The organism is Pseudomonas sihuiensis, from assembly GCF_900106015.1.
GTDB lineage: Bacteria > Pseudomonadota > Gammaproteobacteria > Pseudomonadales > Pseudomonadaceae > Aquipseudomonas > Aquipseudomonas sihuiensis.
The window spans coordinates 574,377-591,696 of the sequence record NZ_LT629797.1 but is presented as its reverse complement, the minus strand read 5'-3'; the positions used below and the strand labels follow the sequence as shown (position 1 = coordinate 591,696).

The 17,320-nt window shown below is 65.1% G+C and carries 17 protein-coding genes and 1 pseudogene; 4 read left to right on the top strand and 14 right to left on the bottom strand.

What is annotated here, in order from left to right:
• Positions 1-46 precede the first annotated feature (46 nt).
• The 4 genes from BLT86_RS03015 to BLT86_RS03000 form a co-directional block, all read right to left on the bottom strand.
• On the bottom strand, positions 47-1,180 hold the full coding sequence (locus tag BLT86_RS03015; protein ID WP_092374518.1) for a homogentisate 1,2-dioxygenase: 1,134 nt from the start codon (positions 1,178-1,180) through the stop codon (positions 47-49).
• Between the two features lie 4 nt (positions 1,181-1,184).
• On the bottom strand, positions 1,185-2,279 hold the full coding sequence (gene hppD, locus BLT86_RS03010) for a 4-hydroxyphenylpyruvate dioxygenase (protein WP_090337330.1): 1,095 nt from the start codon (positions 2,277-2,279) through the stop codon (positions 1,185-1,187).
• A 224-nt stretch (positions 2,280-2,503) separates the two neighbouring features.
• Positions 2,504-2,830 carry an antibiotic biosynthesis monooxygenase family protein gene (locus BLT86_RS03005; RefSeq protein ID WP_045736598.1) on the bottom strand — a complete coding sequence of 109 codons (327 nt, stop codon included), beginning with the start codon at positions 2,828-2,830 and terminating at the stop codon, positions 2,504-2,506.
• Positions 2,827-3,564: a CTP synthase C-terminal region-related (seleno)protein gene (locus tag BLT86_RS03000; RefSeq protein WP_092374515.1), complete on the bottom strand. Its 738-nt coding sequence runs from the start codon at positions 3,562-3,564 to the stop codon at positions 2,827-2,829. The genes BLT86_RS03005 and BLT86_RS03000 overlap by 4 nt, the downstream gene beginning before the upstream one ends.
• A gap of 94 nt (positions 3,565-3,658) precedes the next feature.
• Here BLT86_RS03000 and BLT86_RS02995 point away from each other — a divergent pair, with 94 nt between their 5' ends.
• Positions 3,659-4,522 (top strand): LysR family transcriptional regulator, encoded by an 864-nt coding sequence (locus BLT86_RS02995; RefSeq protein ID WP_090337332.1) that lies wholly within the window; start codon positions 3,659-3,661, stop codon positions 4,520-4,522.
• Positions 4,523-4,849: 327 nt separating this feature from the next.
• Here the strand turns inward: BLT86_RS02995 and BLT86_RS02990 are convergent, their stop codons facing one another.
• From BLT86_RS02990 to BLT86_RS02970, 5 genes are all read right to left on the bottom strand, one after another.
• Complete coding sequence (locus BLT86_RS02990; protein ID WP_021488659.1) at positions 4,850-6,631, bottom strand: ABC transporter ATP-binding protein; 1,782 nt, start codon at positions 6,629-6,631, stop codon at positions 4,850-4,852.
• Complete coding sequence (locus tag BLT86_RS02985) at positions 6,624-7,256, bottom strand: DsbA family protein (RefSeq protein WP_055987531.1); 633 nt, start codon at positions 7,254-7,256, stop codon at positions 6,624-6,626. Before BLT86_RS02985 ends, BLT86_RS02990 begins: the two co-directional genes overlap by 8 nt.
• Positions 7,257-7,259: 3 nt before the next feature.
• Positions 7,260-8,198, bottom strand: coding sequence for an oxygen-dependent tRNA uridine(34) hydroxylase TrhO (gene trhO, locus BLT86_RS02980; RefSeq protein WP_021488657.1), 939 nt, complete (start codon positions 8,196-8,198; stop codon positions 7,260-7,262).
• 314 nt (positions 8,199-8,512) lie between these two features.
• Positions 8,513-8,806, bottom strand: coding sequence for a BolA family protein (locus BLT86_RS02975; protein WP_021488656.1), 294 nt, complete (start codon positions 8,804-8,806; stop codon positions 8,513-8,515).
• A gap of 11 nt (positions 8,807-8,817) precedes the next feature.
• A complete protein-coding gene (locus BLT86_RS02970; RefSeq protein ID WP_017677514.1) occupies positions 8,818-9,315 on the bottom strand; it encodes a DUF2059 domain-containing protein in 498 nt (165 codons plus the stop codon).
• Positions 9,316-9,590: 275 nt separating this feature from the next.
• Between BLT86_RS02970 and BLT86_RS02965 the strand changes: the two are divergent.
• The 3 genes and pseudogenes from BLT86_RS02965 to BLT86_RS02955 all read left to right on the top strand — a co-directional run bounded on the left by BLT86_RS02965 (position 9,591) and on the right by BLT86_RS02955 (position 12,713).
• Positions 9,591-10,602: pseudogene (locus BLT86_RS02965) on the top strand (DUF2804 domain-containing protein).
• Positions 10,603-10,708: 106 nt separating this feature from the next.
• The gene (locus BLT86_RS02960) at positions 10,709-12,103 is read left to right on the top strand and encodes a class II fumarate hydratase (RefSeq protein ID WP_055987527.1); all 1,395 of its coding nucleotides are present in this window, start codon (positions 10,709-10,711) and stop codon (positions 12,101-12,103) included.
• A complete protein-coding gene (locus BLT86_RS02955) occupies positions 12,096-12,713 on the top strand; it encodes an NAD(P)H-dependent oxidoreductase (protein ID WP_017677517.1) in 618 nt (205 codons plus the stop codon). The genes BLT86_RS02960 and BLT86_RS02955 overlap by 8 nt, the downstream gene beginning before the upstream one ends.
• Positions 12,714-12,734: 21 nt before the next feature.
• Here the strand turns inward: BLT86_RS02955 and BLT86_RS02950 are convergent, their stop codons facing one another.
• The 5 genes from BLT86_RS02950 to phnL form a co-directional block, all read right to left on the bottom strand.
• The gene (locus tag BLT86_RS02950; RefSeq protein WP_092374512.1) at positions 12,735-13,934 is read right to left on the bottom strand and encodes an MFS transporter; all 1,200 of its coding nucleotides are present in this window, start codon (positions 13,932-13,934) and stop codon (positions 12,735-12,737) included.
• An 82-nt stretch (positions 13,935-14,016) separates the two neighbouring features.
• Complete coding sequence (gene phnP, locus BLT86_RS02945; protein WP_017677519.1) at positions 14,017-14,781, bottom strand: phosphonate metabolism protein PhnP; 765 nt, start codon at positions 14,779-14,781, stop codon at positions 14,017-14,019.
• Entirely contained in the window at positions 14,772-15,371 is a 600-nt protein-coding gene (phnN, locus tag BLT86_RS02940; RefSeq protein WP_017677520.1) for a phosphonate metabolism protein/1,5-bisphosphokinase (PRPP-forming) PhnN, read from the bottom strand. The genes phnP and phnN overlap by 10 nt, the downstream gene beginning before the upstream one ends.
• Positions 15,371-16,516, bottom strand: a complete 1,146-nt coding sequence (locus tag BLT86_RS02935) for an alpha-D-ribose 1-methylphosphonate 5-triphosphate diphosphatase (RefSeq protein WP_017677521.1) — start codon at positions 16,514-16,516, stop codon at positions 15,371-15,373. The genes phnN and BLT86_RS02935 overlap by 1 nt, the downstream gene beginning before the upstream one ends.
• Complete coding sequence (gene phnL / locus BLT86_RS02930) at positions 16,506-17,222, bottom strand: phosphonate C-P lyase system protein PhnL (RefSeq protein ID WP_017677522.1); 717 nt, start codon at positions 17,220-17,222, stop codon at positions 16,506-16,508. The genes BLT86_RS02935 and phnL overlap by 11 nt, the downstream gene beginning before the upstream one ends.
• Between the last annotated feature and the right edge of the window lie 98 nt (positions 17,223-17,320).

The window sequence follows — 17,320 nt, the reverse complement described above, 5'->3', positions numbered from 1 at the left end:
GTAGGGTGCGCCGTGCGCACCATTGCAATCAGAAATCCGTGTGCAGCTACAGACCCGGCGCACGCCAGGAGTTGACGTACTCGGCCACGTCCACCGCGCCGGCGGCATCGGCCACTTCCAGGGCGCGGCGGGTGTCGATCATCACCGCCACCTCGTCGATGAAGGTGGCCGGATCCTCCTGGCTCTTCTTCAGCGCCTTGGGGTGTGGCCCATGGGGGAAGCCGCACGGGTGCAGGGTGACCATGCCCTGCTCGATGTTGTCGCGGCTGAAGAAGTTGCCACGGTGGTAGAACAGCACTTCGTCGTAGTCGTCGTTGTTGTGGAAAAACGGCACCTTGAGCGCGCCGGGATCGGATTCCACCGGACGCGGGGTGAAGGTGCAGATCACGAAACCGTTGGCGACGAAGGTGGTGTGTACCGACGGCGGCAGGTGGTAGCGATGGCTGATCAACGGGCGAATATCGCGCCAGTTCAGGCGCACCACGGTGTTGTCGCCATGCCAGCCGACCACGTCCAGCGGGTTGTAGGGGTAGGTCACGGTGCTGATCTGGCCGCGCCGCTTGATGCGGATCTGCCAGGTGTTCTCGTCCTGCTGCGCCTTGAAGGCGTCGTCGATATGCGGGTGCTCCAGCACCGCCAGGTCGAAGATCGCCTGCGGGCCGAGCAGGCCCTTGTCCGGCAACTGATAGGCGCCGTCGGTGTTCTCGATCAGCAGGAAGTAACTCGGTGTGCTGGCCTCGATGCGCCAGGCGGTGCCACGCGGGATCAGCAGGTAATCGCCGTCGCGGTACTGCAGATGGCCGAAGTCGCAGTAGAAATGCCCACTGCCTTCATGCACGAACAGCAGCTCGTCGCCATCGGCGTTGCGCACCAGATGACGCATGGCGCCGTGGGTGCGCCAGACGCGCAGCTTGACGTCGGCGTTGTGCAGCGTCAGCGGCGCCGCCAGCGGGCAGTCGCGCTCGCTGGGAATGTTGTTGAAGTTGAACGCATGCGGACGCAGCGGGCCTTCCCAGTCGATCCAGCCGGTGGGCGGATGCTTATGGTGCAGGTGCGCGGTGGGGCCGAAGAAGCCCTCACGGCCCATCTCGCGCTCGTATGTGCCCTGCGGCAGGTCGCAATGCGCCTGACGCGAGCACTCGCCTTCACGCAGGGGAAAGCGAATCCATTGGCGGCTCATGGCATCACTCCTCGGAGATCACACCGCGACGCAACTGGTCTTCCTCGATGGACTCGAACAAGGCCTTGAAGTTGCCCTCGCCGAAGCCCTGATTGCCCTTGCGCTGGATGATCTCGAAGAAGATCGGGCCGATCACCGTGTTGGTGAAGATCTGCAGCAGGATGCCGTCATCGCCCGGCGCTCCGTCGATCAGAATGTTCAGTTCACGCAGTACGTCGGTCGGCTCGCCATGGCCGGCGACGCGGGTGTCGACCTTCTCGTAATAGGTATCCGGGGTGGTCATGAAGTCGACGCCGTTGGCGCGCAGTTGGCGCACGGTGGCGTAGATGTCGTCGGTGGACAGGGCGATGTGCTGGATACCTTCGCCGTGGTATTCGCGGATGAATTCCTCGATCTGCGACTTGTCATCGGCCGACTCGTTGATCGGGATGCGGATCTTGCCGCACGGCGCGGTCATGGCGCGGGAGAACAGGCCGGTGAGCTTGCCTTCGATATCGAAGTAGCGGATCTCGCGAAAATTGGCGATACGCTCGTAGAAGCCGGACCAGACGTCCATCTGCCCGCGACGCACGTTGTGGGTCAGGTGGTCGATGCACTGCAGGCCGACGGCGTTGTCATTCGGGCTGCGGCCTTCGATGTACTCGAAGTCGACGTCGTAGATGCTCTTGTCGCCGCTCTCGTTGGAATAACGGTCAACCAGATACAGCAGCGAGCCGCCGATGCCCTCGACGCAGGGAATGTTCAGCTCGCCGAAGTTGGCGTGGCTGCCCACCAGCTTGGCGCCCTGCTGCTCGACGTAAGCAGCGGCCTGGGCCGCGTTCTTGACCCGGAAGGCCATGGCGCAGGCGCTGGGGCCATGCTTCTCACCGAAGGCGCGCACGTGGCCGGTGGGGCTGCCGTTGAGCACGATGTTGATGTCGTTCTGCTGGAACAGCCAGACCTCTTTCGAGCGGTGCTTGGCGGTCTCGGTGAAACCCATGGCGGTGAACAACTGGCGCAGTTGCTCGATGCCTTCGGCATTCGGTGCGGTAAATTCGACGAACTCGAAACCGTCGGTTCCGATGGGGTTGTGCTGCTCGATCTTGGCCACGGCGGTCATTTCGCCTCCTGATTGTCATTGTTATGGCAGCCGCACGAATGCGTTGCGGACAACCTCATGACAACCGAGTGCAGACCCGCTCTCAAGATGCTTTGCGACACGTCGACGCGGTGGCCGAGTGCGGCAGCGGCAAATTTTCCTTACACCCTCCAGGCAAGGCACGCAAAACCCTGACAGCCGTAAAAAAATCCTTACAAAGCGGTCAGCCGGCTTGCCGCTATCACTCAGCTCGGGCGCGAGAATGTGTAGGCGCGTTCGACCTTGGCCACGCGAGTGGTGAAAGCGGCATACCAGTCGGTGCGCCCCTGCTCGCGAACGGCGCTGTGCTCGGCATGCTCACGCCAGGCGCGAATGGCCTCCTCGCTCTGCCAGTAGGACAGGGTGATGCCCAGGCCATCACTGCGTGCCGACTCCACGCCGAGAAAGCCGGGCTGCTGCGCAGCCAGCTCAAGCATGCGCTGCGCCGCCTTGGCATAACCGGCGTCCACCTCCGTGCGTACCGAGGTGAACATCACCACGTAGTAAGGGGGCTCGGGAGTGGTGGCGATCACGCGACCGCCTCCTGTTGCGCCTCATGCACCGACTGCACTGCGCAGGCGCCGACCAGGCCGGCAACCACCGGCGGCAGACGCCCCTCCAGCGCCGCACGCTCGGGCTGGAACAGGGTAGCGATGAAGAACGGATGATCTTCCAGTTCGATGGCACGCACCGCGCCCGCCTGGTCGTGCCCGGAGGCCTTCAGCGCCTGGGCCATCAGCGGCTCGACGAAGGCATCGGCGAGGCCGTAGCGGCACAGGTACTGCTCGCTGATCTCACGTACACCGTAGAGCTCGGCAATGCGCGAGCCGGAGACCAGGTGCACATGCTCGCTGACGTCCAGCAAGGCACAGCTCAGGGGCGCGATCAGCGGATTTTGCGCTTGCGGCGACAGCTCGGCGTGTTCGGCATCCGTCCAGCCCAGGCGGTTGCGCGCGTACTCCAGCAGCGCGTGCTGGAAGCCGCCACAGGTGCCCAGGAACGGCACGCCCCGCTCGCGCGCGAAACGAATGGCGCGCAACGCACCTTCGGTGGCGGCGTAGGGACTGCCCGGCACGCACCAGATGCCGTCGTAAGCCATCAGGGTGGCGTCATCGACGAGACTGTCAGTGGCCAGCCAGTCATGTTCGACCGCCACACCCAGTGCCTCGCTGGCCAGGCGCAGCGCCTCGGGAATGGCCCGGTGCGCGGCAATCGCCGCATTGTAGTCACCCACCAGAGCGACCTTGACTCGACACTTGCTGTACATACGCCTATCCCCTCTTGCATGGCGGTCTCCCTGCCACTATAAGATGGCGCTAGCGCAATAATAATTGGCGAATAGACAAGCAGAGATTGCAGCCATGCAATATCAGATCGACCATGCCGACCTCTCCCTGGTGCTCGCCCTGGTGCGTGGCCGCTCCCTGGCGCGCGCGGCAGAACTGATGCAGGTCGACGTGTCCACGGTGTTCCGCGCCGTGCGCCGCCTGGAGGCCGCCCTAGGGGTGGCGCTGTTCGAAAAGAGCCGACGCGGCTACGAACCCAGCGAAACCGCCCGCGCCCTGGCCGAGCAGGCCGAGCGCGCCGAACAGGCGCTGGATGCTGCACGCGTGGCGCTGGAGCTAGGCAAGCAGGTAGTCAGCGGTACGGTGCGCCTGACCTGCACCGATGCAGTATTGAGCAGCCTGCTGCTACCGGCCATGGCGCGTTTCATGCCCAGTTACCCGGCGCTGGCGCTGGAGCTGGTGACCTCCAACGACTTCGCCAACCTCAGCCGGCGCGATGCCGACCTGGCCCTGCGCCTGACCAACGAGCCGCCGGAGCATCTGGTCGGGCGGCGCCTGGCCAGCGTGTACTACCTCGTCTGCGCGCGCGATGATGGCCAGGATCGCAGCGACCTGGCACGGCAGAGCTGGATCGCCCCGGACGAGGCGATGCCGGATCACGCCACGGTACTCTGGCGCCTGCGCGAGTTGCCCGGCGTCACCCCCAGCTACCGCTGCAGCAGCATGTACGCCGTGGCGCAGTTGGCCCGCGCCGGGCTGGGTGTCGCCGCCCTGCCCGACTTCGTGCTGCGCGCCCACCCCGAACTCAAGGCACTCGGCCCGCCACTGGCCGGCTGCGACACCGAACTCTGGTTGCTGACCCGCCCGGATTGCCGGGCCTTGCGCTCGGTGCAGACACTGTTCGAGGAGTTGAGTGAGGCTCTGATGAGCCATGGCTGAGGTAGAGCGTCGCCGCTAAAGCGCCTCCCACAGAACGGGAGCAGCCGTTCATTGCAGCGGCGCAACCTTGTGGGAGGGGCTTCAGCCGCGACAGCCAAGGAAGCTGTGTAGCCCGGATGAAATCCGGGGACATTGGTTGCGCAAAAGAGCATCGCGGCTGAAGCGGAATGCCGCCCAGCCGCTCCTACCTATCCCGTAGAAGCGGCTTCAGATCCATAGGGCGGGTGCAACCCGCCACTCATTTATGGTGGGTTGCACCCGCCCTACAACATTACAGATGCCTAACTGCCCCCGTAGGAGCAGTTTCAGCCGCGAAGAATAGACACCTCAGCCCTGCTGCAAATGCCCGTAGAGCTTGGCGTACAGGCCACCTTCGGCGATCAGCTGCTGGTGGTCGCCATCCTCGGCGACGCTGCCGCCATCGAACACCAGCACGCGGTCAGCCTGTTTCACCGCGCTGAGGCGGTGGGCGATGATCAGCGTGGTGCGACCTTCAAGGAACTGCGCCAGCGCTTCATGCAAGGCGTACTCGGTGGCCGCATCCAGCGCCGAGGTGGCCTCGTCGAGAATCACCACCTTCGGCTCGGCCAGCACCATGCGCGCGATCGCCAGGCGCTGACGTTGCCCACCAGAGAGCCGCACACCACTGCGCCCGACCACGCTGTCCAGACCCTGCGGCAGTTGCGCGATGGTGTCGTGAAGCTGGGCGATACGCAGCGCCTGCCAACAAGCCTCGTCGCTGCGTTCGCGGCCCATGGTCAGGTTGGCACGCACCGTGTCGTTGAACAGTGCCGGGTGCTGCAACACCACCGCGACGTTGTCACGCACGCCGTCCAGGCCGATCTCCTCCAGCGCGCTGCCGCCGAAGCGGATGCTGCCGGCCTGTGGCGTATAAAGGCCCAGCAGCAGCTGCACCAGCGTGCTTTTGCCACCGCCGGACGCGCCGACGATGGCGACCTTCTCACCCGGGCCGATGGACAGATCGAGACGATCCAGCACTGGCTCCTCGCCATAGCCGAAGGTCAACCCGCGCACCTCGATACCGACCGTGTCGCGCCCCTTGAAAGGGTCGACGCGCCCGTCGTACTGCGGCTCGTCCTTGCGTGCCAGCAGCTCGTTGATCCGCGTCAGCGCCCCGCCTGCAGCGTAGAACGCGTACTGCAGACTGAGCAGCTGCTCCACCGGGCCGATCATGAACCACAGGTAGCTGAACACCGCGAGCATCTGGCCGATGGACAGGTCGGAAAACAGCACGGTGAGCATCGCCGCCGCGCGGAACACGTCGATACCGAACTGGAACAGCAGGCCGCTGGCACGGTTGGAGGCATCGCTCTTCCACTGCGAGGCAACGGCATAGTCGCGCACCTCGCGCGCCCGCCCGCCGAGGCGGCCGAGGAAGTAGCCCTGGCGGTTGCCGGCGCGCACTTCCTGAATGGCTTCCAGGGTCTCGGTCAGCGCCTGGGTGAAACGCGACGTGCTGTCGTTCTCCAGCTTCTTCAGGTGCTTGACCTTCTTGCCCAGCAGCACGGTGGCGTAGATCACCAGCGGGTTGAACAGCAGGATCAGCAAGGCCAGTTGCCAGTGCATCCAGATCAGGATGGCCGAGGTGCCGACCAGGGTCAGCACCGCCACCAGAAAGCGGCTGAGGGTCTCGCCGACGAACTTGTCCAGGGTGTCCAGATCGGTGACCAGGTGGGTGGTCACGGTGCCGCTACCCAGGCTCTCGTACTCGCCGAGGGAGATGCGCTTGAGGCGCTCGATCAGACGCATGCGGATGCGATAGACAATGTCCTTCGACAACCTGGCGAACAGCCGCGCCTGCAACACGTTGAAGATCAGCCCCGAGCTGCGCAGCAGCAAGGTCAGCAGCAGCATCAGGCCGATGTAGCCTGCTGCGGTCTGCCAGTCGGCAGGCAGGAAGTTGTCCATCACCTTGAGCGCCGCGTCTCCGTCATGCAGCAGCACTTCGTCCACCAGCAGCGGCAACAGCAACGGGATCGGCACGCTGCACAAGGTCGCCAGCACGGCGACCAGATTGGCCAGGATCAGCGCTTTCTTGTGATGCAGGGCCAGGCGACGGATTTCTGCCCAGCTCAACCGATCAGGCATTGGCAGCGCGCTCCAGCCAGCGGCCCAGCAGCGGCGCCAGTACCGCGAGCGGTTGATAGCCGTTGGTCAGCAGCGCCAGCTGGCCGTCGCGCTCCGCCAACAAGGTGGGGAAGCCGGCGATGCCCAGATCCTGTACCCAGGTGAAGTCGGCAGCAGTCGCCTCCTGCATGGCCTGACTGTCGAAGGCCTCGGCGAACTCGATGCGCGGGATGCCCGCCTGCTCGGCCAGTTGCACCAGCACGCTGGCCTGGGTGACGTCGGCACCCTCGGTGTAGAAGGCTTGCTGAACCAGCTTGAGCAGCGTCCAGGCGCTTGCGGCATCGAGCTGGCGCGCGGTGACCAGCGCACGGCAGGCTGGCTCGGTGTCGTACACCAGCCCCTCGGGCAGCCCGCGTTCGAAGTCGAACAGCTGCCCGGTACTGGCGTTGACCGCCTGCCAGTAGCCCAGGTAACGCACCCGCGCGGCCGCATCGATCGCCACCTGATCGCGGCGCAGGCCACCCACCACGACCTGCAGCGGCACGCCGGCGGCCGCAGCCTGCTCGGCCAGTGCTTCGACCACCGGGGCGAAACCCCAACACCAGGAGCACATCGGGTCCATCACGTAGAGCAGGCGGCTAGCCATGGGTCAGGCCTCGTTCAGTTGGCGGGGGTCGCGGCCAATCGGGTGCGGCTGGTTGCGCTGGCGCGCCAGTTCGATCTGCTTCTGCCGCTCGCGGGCGCTCTCACGGGTTTTCTCCGGCAGCGAATCCCAGCAATGTGGACAGCTGACGCCGGGGCTGTAGAACTCGGACTGGCGGTCTTCCACGGAGATCGGCGTGCGGCAGGCGTGACACTGATCGTAGTCGCCCTCGGACAGGTCATGACGCACGGTTACACGATTATCGAAGACGAAGCAGTCGCCCTGCCACTTGGTCTGCTCCTGCGGTACTTCCTCGAGATATTTGAGGATGCCGCCCTTGAGGTGATAGACCTCCTCGAAACCCTCGCCGAGCATGTAGCTGGAGGCCTTCTCGCAGCGGATACCGCCGGTGCAGAACATCGCCACCTTCTTGTGTTTGCTCGGGTCGAAGTGGGCCTTGATGTACTCGGGGAACTCGCGGAAAGACTTGGTCTTGGGGTCGATGGCGCCCTCGAAGGTACCGATGGCCACCTCATAGTCGTTGCGGGTATCGATCAGCAGCACTTCTGGGTCGCTGATCAGGGCGTTCCAGTCCTGCGGCTCAACGTAGGTACCGACGCGCTGGTTGGGGTCGACACCGGGCACGCCGAGGGTAACGATCTCTTTCTTCAGCTTGACCTTGGTGCGATAGAACGGCTGTTCATCGCAATAGGATTCCTTGTGGTCGATATCGGCCAGACGGGCATCCAGGCGGAACCAGGCGAGCAGCGCATCGATAGCGGTGCGGGTGCCGGAAACGGTGCCATTGATACCCTCTTCGGCGAGCAACAGGGTGCCCTTGATGTCGTTATCGATCAGGGTTTGCAGCAGGGGTTCGCGCAGCGCCTGATAATCCGGCAGGGAGACGAATTTATACAACGCCGCGACGACGATCTTGTCGGTCATGAACAGTTCTCTCAGTAGTCGCCCACGTAAAGGGCGGACTGGCCCTCGATCAGCTGCGCGTCGGCCCTGCTGCGTTAAAAACAGGCTTGGAATGCTCATGTACAAAAGTACACTGCGCTTCCTCGCCTGTTTTTGCCTTGCATGGCTCTAGCTCGCTAGATCGAGAATCTCAACGAAAGCGCCGGCGTGGGCCGGCGCGGGCGGATTCTAACAAATCGGCGAATTGCCAGGGCAAGTTGGCGACAGGGCGCGACAGCCTGTCGCGTAGTCCGGATGCAATCCGGGAAAGGATCGCTGCCGCGGATTGGGCTACATCAATGACCGCCACGGCAGGTCGGCGAGGCCGGGGCCACACCCTGCGCCGCCCACTCCTCCGGGGTGTAGGTGTGCAGCGCCAGCGCGTGGATCTGCCCCATCAGCTCGCCGACCGTGGCATAGACCTTCTGATGTCGCTTGACCGCATTCAGGCCGGCAAACGCCGGGCTGACGATCACCGCCTTGTAGTGGGTCTCCAGACCGCGGCTGTGCATATGGCTCTCATCCAGCACATCGAGATACTCGGGCTGCAGCGCCGTCAGGGCGGTGACGATCAGGTCTTGCTTGGACATCTCGAGCTCCATCAGGGCTGTTTCGGCAGGCCGAGCTCGTTGCTCATGTCGGCCAGCAGCTTGTTCACCTCAGGCACGGCGGTTTCCAGCTTGCTCTGGGTGATCTGTGCAGATTGTGCGGTCAGGGTCGGCATCTTCTGCAGCACCTTCTGTCCCAGCGGCGACTCGTAGAAGGCGATCAGGTCCTTGAGCTCCTGCTCGTTGAAGTTGCTGGTGTAGAGCTTGACCATGTCCGGCTTCAGCTTGTCCCAGCCGACGGCCTTGTCCAGCGCGGTGTTGGCCTTGGCCTGATAACTCTCAAGCACCGCCTTCTTGCCGTTCGGGGCCTCGGCGAAACGCTGGGCGAACATCTGCTGCACCTGGCCGTACACCGGCACGGTCAGCTTGTCGGCGTGGGCCAGCTTGAGAAAACGCTCGGCATCGGCGGCGTGACTGGCAGCATCGGCCATGGCCAGGGATGCGCTCGCGCTGAGCAGAACGGCGGTGCAGAGTTTGGAAAAACGGAGCATGGAGAGCGTCCAGAGGTTGTGAATGAGTCTGGGTAGACTACGAAGGCGGCATTTTGTGCCCTGCGCGGAAATCCCTCAAGCGATGCGCGTTGTGCGCTGGCTCACACGCGTCATGTTGACCGGCGCACCCACTGGTCAGTTGCCAAAATGCCAGTACTTGCTCATGCTCGGCTGGGCTCGGCATTCTTTGCGACCTCCCCATTATTCAACAAGGCGTGCGCACCTCAAGAGCCGGCAATTGATCGCCAGCCCGCGCACACACACGGACGTGCCCGATGACCAGCCTCACCTCACACGCGCCCCTTCCGCTCCAGCCGCTTTGCGACAGCAAAGGTCGACTGCTGGACGAGGCCATTGGTTGGTCCAATCGACCGCAGGTGGACTGTACCCTGCATGGTCACGCCGGGCGGCGCAAGCGCTGGAATCACTGGTGCATCACCACTCCGCAGTGGATGCTCTCGCTGACCCTCGCCGATCTCGATTACCTGGGCTACGGCGCCGCCTACTTTCTCGATCTGGAATCCGGTCAGGCCGTCGCCCATGCCCAGTTCCGCCCCTTCGCTCTGGGTTGCCAACTGCCCGACTTGCCGCTGGAGAGCCACGCCTTCAGCCACTCTCGCCTGCAACTGCGCATCGACGAGCACCCCGGACGCCTGCGCCTCACCGCTGCCGCCCCGGATATAGGCGGCCAGCCCCTGCAGGTGGCCCTGGACATTCAGCGTCCTGCCCATCTGCAATCGGTCAATCTGGTCGCGCCGTTGCAACATGGCGGCTTTCATGCCACCAGTCGGCAACTCGGCCTGCCCACCGCCGGCAGCCTGCAGTTGGGCGGCCAGCATTACAGCTGCGTGCCGGGCCAGAGCTTCGCCGCACTGGACTTCGGTCGCGGCGTCTGGCCGCTGAACACTTACTGGCAGCGCGCGGCCTTCGCTGCAGCGGGCGGCATCGCCGGCAACTTCGGTGCTGGCTGGCTCGATCACAGCGGCCTGTCGGAAAATTCCCTGTGGTTCGGCGGTGAAGTGCAACTGCTCGACAGCCCCCCTGCATATCGAGCGCAGTTCACAGGCGCCACTGGCCCCCTGGCGCCTGGACAGCGAAGATGATTGCGTGGCTCTGCGCTTCACGCCCCGCCAACTGCACAAGGCCTGCCCCAAGCTCGGGCCCTTTCACGCCAGCACCGTACAGCGCTTCGGTCATTACGATGGCGTGCTGCGCGGCCCTAAAGGCGAGCGCGTACCGGTGGACGGAGCGCTGGGCTGGCTGGGTGAAACCCACGCCCGCTGGTAGTCGCCCGCTCAAAGGCTCCAATCAACCTTATAGATAAGTTGTGGAACCAGTCTTCGGCGGCACGACCTAAACTGCCAGCAACCTTGCAATTGCCCCGGAGAACGCCATGAGCCGCACCGAAACCGACAGCATCGGCCCCATCGAAGTCCCTAACGACGCTTACTGGGGCGCGCAGACCCAGCGCTCGCTGATCAACTTCGCCATCGGTCAGGAGCGCATGCCGCTGGCCGTGTTGCACGCCCTGGCGCTGATCAAGAAAGCCGCGGCACGGGTCAACAGCCGCAGCGGCGAGTTGCCGGCGGACATCGCCCGCCTGATCGAACAGGCCGCCGACGAAGTGCTCGACGGTCAGCACGACACGCAGTTCCCCCTGGTGGTCTGGCAGACCGGCAGTGGCACGCAGAGCAACATGAACGTCAACGAGGTGATCGCCGGGCGCGCCAACGAACTGGCTGGCGGCAACCGTGGCGGCAAGACCCCGGTGCACCCCAACGATCACGTCAACCGCGCGCAGAGCTCCAACGACTGCTTCCCCACGGCCATGCACATCGCCGCCGTACAGGGCGTGCGCCATTGCCTGCTGCCAGCGCTGGCCGAGCTGCGTGACGGCCTGCAGGAGCAGGCGCAGCGTCACGCCAACCTGGTCAAGACCGGGCGCACACACATGATGGACGCCACGCCGATCACTTTCGGCCAGGAGCTGTCGGCCTTCGTCGCTCAACTCGGCCACGCTGAAGCAGCCATTCGTGCCGCCCTGCCCGCCGTCTGCGAACTGGCCCAGGGGGGTACCGCCGTCGGCACAGGCCTCAATGCGCCGGCCGGTTTCGCCGAAGCCATCGCTGCCGAGCTGGCCGCGCTTACTGGCCTGCCACTGACCAGCGCGCCGAACAAATTCGCTGCGCTGTCCGGCCATGAACCTCTCGTGCACCTGTCCGGTGCCCTGAAAACCCTGGCCGTGGCGCTGATGAAGCTGGCCAACGACCTGCGCCTGCTTGGTTCGGGCCCGCGTGCCGGCTTCGCCGAAGTGCGCCTGCCGGCCAATGAGCCGGGCAGCTCGATCATGCCCGGCAAGGTCAACCCGACCCAGTGCGAAGCGCTGTCGATGCTCGCCTGCCAGGTACTGGGCAACGACGCCACCATCAGCTTCGCCGCCAGCCAGGGCCACCTGCAGCTGAACGTGTTCAAGCCGGTGATCATCCATAACCTGCTGCAATCGATCCGCCTGCTCGCTGACGGTTGCCGCAACTTCCAGCAGCACTGTGTCGCCGATCTGCAGCCGGATGCCACGCAAATGGCCGCGCACCTGGAGAATGGCCTGATGCTGGTGACCGCGCTCAATCCCCATATCGGCTACGACAAGGCCGCCGAAATCGCCAAGAAGGCCTACGCCGAAGGCAGCACCCTGCGCCAGGCTGCTCTGCAGCTTGGTTACCTGAACGAAGAGGAATTCGACCAATGGGTACGACCACAGGACATGCTCGGAGCCGGGCGGCATGACTGAAGGCAAGAGCGGCGCCACACCGCTGGAAGGCGATGGCAAACGAATCCTGCTGATTCTCGGCACCCCCAAGAAGGACAGCCTCTGCCACGCCCTGGCCGAGGCCTACAGCCTGGGAGCACGCAGCAAGGGGCACGTGGTGCGCCAGCTCAGGCTGGGCGAGATGCAGTTCGACCCGATCCTGCGTGAAGGTTACGAGCAGAGCCAGAATCTGGAGCCGGATCTGCTCGAAGCTCAGCGTCTGATCCACTGGGCCGAGCATCTGGTGTTCGTCTACCCGGTCTGGTGGGGCGGCATTCCTGCACTGCTCAAGGGTTTCTTCGACCGGGTGTTCCTGCCCGGCTTCGCCTTCAAGTATCGCAACCGCTCACAACTCTGGGACAAGCTCCTCAGTGGGCGCAGCGCTGACCTGTTGGTGACCATGGACACGCCACGCTGGTACTTCCGCTGGATCTACGGCGCTCCGGCGCATCGGCAGATGGTGCGCACCATTCTCGGTTTCTGCGGGATCAAGACTCGCCGCCTGAGCGAATTCGCCCCGGTTCGCCCGTCCAATGAGGAACAGCGCCAGAGCTGGCTGCGCAAGGCTGAAGCGCTGGGGATGAAGGCATGACACACAGCAGGCATGCCTGATCTACAAACGAGCACTGCCCTCGCGTGCCTTGCCCGCCCACCATAGCGCCAGCGGCCCCAGCGTCAGTAGCAGGCCCATCAGCGCGAACGCTGCCCACCAGCCGAGCAACTGCTGATCGCCCAGGGCATCGAGGGTCATGCCGAACAGCAACGGGCCGAGGAACGCGCCGGTAAAACCGGTGCAGGAATACAGCGCCATCGCCGCACCACGATGGCTGGCCGGGGCGACGCTGACCAACCCGGCGGTCAGCGAAGCCGAGTCGGCGGTCACGGTCACCGCGTAAAGCAGCACCAACACCAGCATCCCCCAGAACGGCAGTGCCGCCCCCAGGCCGACCACGACTGCCAGCAGCGCGGAGGCGAACATCACGCCGATCAGCCAGCGCTGCCGACCGAAACGCAGCGCCAGCTCATTGCCAAGAATGCTCGACGGCATGCCGATCAGCGTTGCCAGCATCGCCACCCAGGTACCGGACAACCAGGGATCGACGCCCTGAAAATGCCCGGAGAACACCACGAAGGCCACCAGCCAGGCGCGCAGGGCGAACAGCTCCAGGTTGTGCATCGCGTAGGCCAGGCAGTAGGCCAACACCGCGCGACTTTTCAGCGGTGCCAGATCCAGCAGATTGCGCGGCGTATGCACCACCACCGGTTTCGGCGCCAGCCCCCAGTACACCAGCGCCCAGGCCAGCAACGCGCAGGCGCCGCTGAGCAATGCCGGCACCTGCCAGCCACCGAGCTTGGCCAGTTCGCCGGACAGGGTGAAGGACAGCGCCGTACCCAGGCCGAAACTGGCGGTATAGAAGGCGATGGCGCGCGACTGCGAAGCACCGTCGATGCGTTCTGATAACGCCTTGAGCCCCGGCATGTAGGTGCCCGCCAGACCGATGCCGGCCAGCACACGCCAGAGCAGCGCCGACCAGAAACCATCGGCGAAGACGAAGCCGGCGCTGGCCACGGCCGTCAGCAGCATGGCCCACAGGTAGATCAGCCGGGCATCGTGGCGGTCGGTCAGGCCGGTGAGCACCGGCACGGCCAGCATATAGCCGAGAAAGAAGCCGCCGCCGATCCAGCCCGCCTCGGTATTGCTCAGCCCCCAGAGCGCCTGGAACTGCGGCAACAATGCGGCGAACAGGGCAAAGCCGGCCATGCCCAGGGTTTCGGCTGTACACAGCAGCAGAGTAATGCGACGAGTGTTCATGCTGTTCTTAGGGCGAGAAATCGGAAGGCTTTGCACTGTAACGGCAAAGCCGCGCGAATCGAAATATTTGGTTACACCAAGATCAAAGCACCAGGCCATCGCTGGCCAGGCTCACGCCACTCGGTAACGCCTCGGGATGCTCCAGCAACCAGGTATCGAAGGCATGGCCGATATGGGTCAGCACTGCATGCGTTGGCTGCAACCGCTCGATGACCTCCAGCGCGCGGGTCAGGTCGTTGTGGTTACGTGGTGCAACGGGTTGCGGCGCGGTGGAGCAATCGAGCACCAGCAGATCCAGCGGTGCACGCTGCAATTCGGCGCAACTGGCCTCGGGCACACCAACCGTGTCGGTGAGATAGGCGATACGCCGGCCCTGCCCTTCGAACCCCTTCCCCTCGAACAAATACCCGAAGGTCGGTTTGGAATGCGTCAGCGGTAGCGCGGTGACCTGCAGTTCGCCCAATTGGCGACGCTCGAATGCGGCGAATGGCTGGCTGAAGTCGAGGATGCCGGGGTGCTTGTACAGATCGGCCAGCCCTTCCGGGTCGTCCGGGCCATGCACCGGAATCACCAGCCCCTGGCCCCAGCGCAGGTGCAGCAGACCCTGGGCGTGGTCGGCGTGGTAGTGGGTCTGCAGAATGCCGCTGAGGCTGTGCGGCGCGAAGCGCTCGGTAAGGTCGGTCAGGCCGCTGTCGATCAGCCAGCGCTGCGCGCCGCATTCGATCAGCGCGCAACAGGGGCCACGGCGCCGCGCCGGATACACGCGCGCCGCATCACAAGCCGGGCAGCTGCAGTTGTACACGGGCACCTGGCGAGCATCGCCGCTGCCGAGCAGGGTCAGGCGCATTGGCGGGCCTCGTCGAGCAGATGCAGCAGGCGGCTGACGGTGTGTTGCAGGGGGCCAGAGTTGTCGAGGATTGCCAGGCACTCCCCTGTGGGAGGGGCTTTAGCCGCGACAGTCGCCGCTGAAGCGCCTCCCATAGGGGTAAAGCTGCGGCTGCGCGCCAGGCGCTGTTCGATCTGCTCCGGCGTTTCCCGGCCACGGGCCAGCAAGCGCTGGCGCAGCACCGCCTCGTCGACCTGCAGAAGAATCGCCAGCAGATCCGGATAGCGCTGGCGGGCGACCTCCAGATGGCCGCGCGAGCCGTTGATCAGTACGTCCTGCCCGGCGCTCAGCCAGTCGTCGATCTCACGCGGGATGCCGTAGGCCAGGCCGTTGGCACGCCAGCTCAGGGCGAAGGCGCCCTCGCCCTGCAGACGCTCGAACTCGTCCGGGGTGACGCCCAGTGCGTCCTCGCCTACCGACTCCGCGCTGCGGGTGATAACCCGCCGGGCGAAACGGCAGCCGTGCGCCTCCAGCGGCGCACGTGCGGCTTGCAACAGGCTGTCCTTGCCCGAGCCCGAAGGCCCCATCAGATAGATCAACCTGCCCTGCATCAGAATACCCTTCGTGCTTGGCGCCACACCTGCTGGATCACCGGCTGCTGGCCATGGGCCCTGGCCTGTACCAGGTCGGCGCGCAGGCCGACGCGGATCTCGCCGCGGTCATCCAGTCCGGCCGCCCTGGCCGGCGCGCGGCTCACGGTGGCGATGGCCGCAGGCAAATCATAGTCGTTGTCCTGCCCGACGAGCAGCCAGGCAGCATGCAGCAGACTGGCCGGGTAGTAGTCGCTGGAGAGGATATCCAGCACGCCGTGGCGCGCCAGTTCGGCGGCGGCGATATTGCCGGAGTGCGAGCCGCCGCGCACCACATTCGGTGCCCCCATCAGCACCTTCAGCCCCAGCTCGTGGCTGGCTCTGGCCGCTTCCAGGGTGGTGGGAAACTCGGCGATGGCCATGCCGAAGCCGGCCGACTCCTGCACATGGGCCAGGGTCGCGTCGTCATGGCTGGCCACCGAGATGCCCCGGGCGTGGCAGTCCTCGACGATGGCGCGGCGCTGGCGGTCGCTGTATTGGTGCGAGTTGGCGATCTGCTCCTGAAGGAAATCCTCCATCTCCGCCGAGCTCAGGTGATACTTGCCCATGTAGTACTCGCGGTACTTCTCCACCTTGGCGAACTGGCGCTGGCCGGGCGAGTGATCCATCACCGAAACCAGCGCCACCAGCGGGTGCTCCACAAGGTCGCGGTAGATGGTCAGGGCATCCGGGTGGCACAGCTCGCAACGCAGGTGCAGGCGGTGCTCGGCGCGAGTCTGCCCGGCCGCCTCGCTGGCAGCGATGGCCTCGATCATCGCCGGCAACTGCTGCATGCGCCGCCCGCGCGGGTTGATGTCGCCGATGGCCAGCGCATCGAACACCGTGGTGATACCGGCGGCGACGATCTGCGCGTCGTGGGTCAACACCGCCGAGGCCGAGGGCCAATCGACTCCCGGCCTGGGGCTCATATGTTTTTCCAGGTTGTCGGTGTGCAACTCCACCAACCCCGGCAGCAGGTAATCGCCGCCGAGATCCTGGGCCTGCGGCAGGCGGCTGGCGCCCTCGTCCACCGCTGCGATCAGTCCGTCACGCAGCAGCAGGCTACCCAGGAATTCCCGCTCAGCGGTGACGACGCGGGCGTTGCTGAGAATCTGTTCAGACGACATAGACGTACTCCGGTTGCGCCGCCTCGGCGCTCATATCGAGGTAACGGTCGGCCACCGCCTCACGGGCGGTGCGGTCGTGGAAAATGCCAATCAGTGCGCTGCCTGCGGCCTTGGCTTCGTTGATCAGCTCCAGCACCACCTGGCGGTTGGCGTCGTCCAACGAGGCGGTGGGCTCGTCGAGCAGCAGCACCGGCCACTCGACCATGAAGCCGCGGGCGATATTGACGCGCTGCTGCTCGCCCCCGGAGAAGGTGCCCGGTGCCAACTGCCACAGCGCCTCGGGAATGTTGAGGCGGGCCAGCAGGGCCTTGGCCCGCGCCTCGGCGTCGCTGCGCGGCCAGCCGCGCGACAACGCCGGCTCCATCACCACGTCCAGGGTCGAGACGCGCGGGATCACCCGCAGGAACTGACTGACATAACCCAGACTCTGCCGGCGCACCGCCAGCACCTGACGCGGCTCGGCGCCGACCAGCTCCACCGGCGCGCCCTGGTGACGGATGCGGATGCTGCCGCCGGCCGCCAGGTAGTTGCCGTACAGGGTGCGCAGCAGGGTCGACTTGCCGGCGCCGGACTGCCCATGCAGCACCAGGCACTCGCCGCCGCGCACGGCGAAATTCAGGTCACGCAGCACCTGCAGGACGACGCCGTTCTGCTGGTGCAGGGTGAAGGTCTTGCTGAGGCTGCTGACCTCGATCAGGTTGTTCATATACACCTCGATTGCTGTCGTAGCCCGGATGCAATCCGGGGGTGGCGGGCACGGGCTTCCCGGATTTCATCCGGGCTACGGGTTGACGGTTGCAGGCC

What these genes read in the sequence shown, in the direction of transcription:
- BLT86_RS02955 (WP_017677517.1), top strand. Translation starts at nt 12,096, where the DNA reads ATGACTGAAGGCAAGAGCGGCGCCACACCGCTGGAAGGCGATGGCAAA.
- BLT86_RS02950 (WP_092374512.1), bottom strand. Translation starts at nt 13,934, where the DNA reads ATGAACACTCGTCGCATTACTCTGCTGCTGTGTACAGCCGAAACCCTG.
- BLT86_RS02960 (WP_055987527.1), top strand. Translation starts at nt 10,709, where the DNA reads ATGAGCCGCACCGAAACCGACAGCATCGGCCCCATCGAAGTCCCTAAC.
- BLT86_RS03000 (WP_092374515.1), bottom strand. Translation starts at nt 3,564, where the DNA reads ATGTACAGCAAGTGTCGAGTCAAGGTCGCTCTGGTGGGTGACTACAAT.
- BLT86_RS02995 (WP_090337332.1), top strand. Translation starts at nt 3,659, where the DNA reads ATGCAATATCAGATCGACCATGCCGACCTCTCCCTGGTGCTCGCCCTG.
- hppD (WP_090337330.1), bottom strand. Translation starts at nt 2,279, where the DNA reads ATGACCGCCGTGGCCAAGATCGAGCAGCACAACCCCATCGGAACCGAC.
- trhO (WP_021488657.1), bottom strand. Translation starts at nt 8,198, where the DNA reads ATGACCGACAAGATCGTCGTCGCGGCGTTGTATAAATTCGTCTCCCTG.
- BLT86_RS02990 (WP_021488659.1), bottom strand. Translation starts at nt 6,631, where the DNA reads ATGCCTGATCGGTTGAGCTGGGCAGAAATCCGTCGCCTGGCCCTGCAT.
- BLT86_RS02975 (WP_021488656.1), bottom strand. Translation starts at nt 8,806, where the DNA reads ATGTCCAAGCAAGACCTGATCGTCACCGCCCTGACGGCGCTGCAGCCC.
- BLT86_RS03015 (WP_092374518.1), bottom strand. Translation starts at nt 1,180, where the DNA reads ATGAGCCGCCAATGGATTCGCTTTCCCCTGCGTGAAGGCGAGTGCTCG.
- phnP (WP_017677519.1), bottom strand. Translation starts at nt 14,781, where the DNA reads ATGCGCCTGACCCTGCTCGGCAGCGGCGATGCTCGCCAGGTGCCCGTG.
- phnL (WP_017677522.1), bottom strand. Translation starts at nt 17,222, where the DNA reads ATGAACAACCTGATCGAGGTCAGCAGCCTCAGCAAGACCTTCACCCTG.
- BLT86_RS02970 (WP_017677514.1), bottom strand. Translation starts at nt 9,315, where the DNA reads ATGCTCCGTTTTTCCAAACTCTGCACCGCCGTTCTGCTCAGCGCGAGC.
- phnN (WP_017677520.1), bottom strand. Translation starts at nt 15,371, where the DNA reads ATGCAGGGCAGGTTGATCTATCTGATGGGGCCTTCGGGCTCGGGCAAG.
- BLT86_RS02935 (WP_017677521.1), bottom strand. Translation starts at nt 16,516, where the DNA reads ATGTCGTCTGAACAGATTCTCAGCAACGCCCGCGTCGTCACCGCTGAG.
- BLT86_RS02985 (WP_055987531.1), bottom strand. Translation starts at nt 7,256, where the DNA reads ATGGCTAGCCGCCTGCTCTACGTGATGGACCCGATGTGCTCCTGGTGT.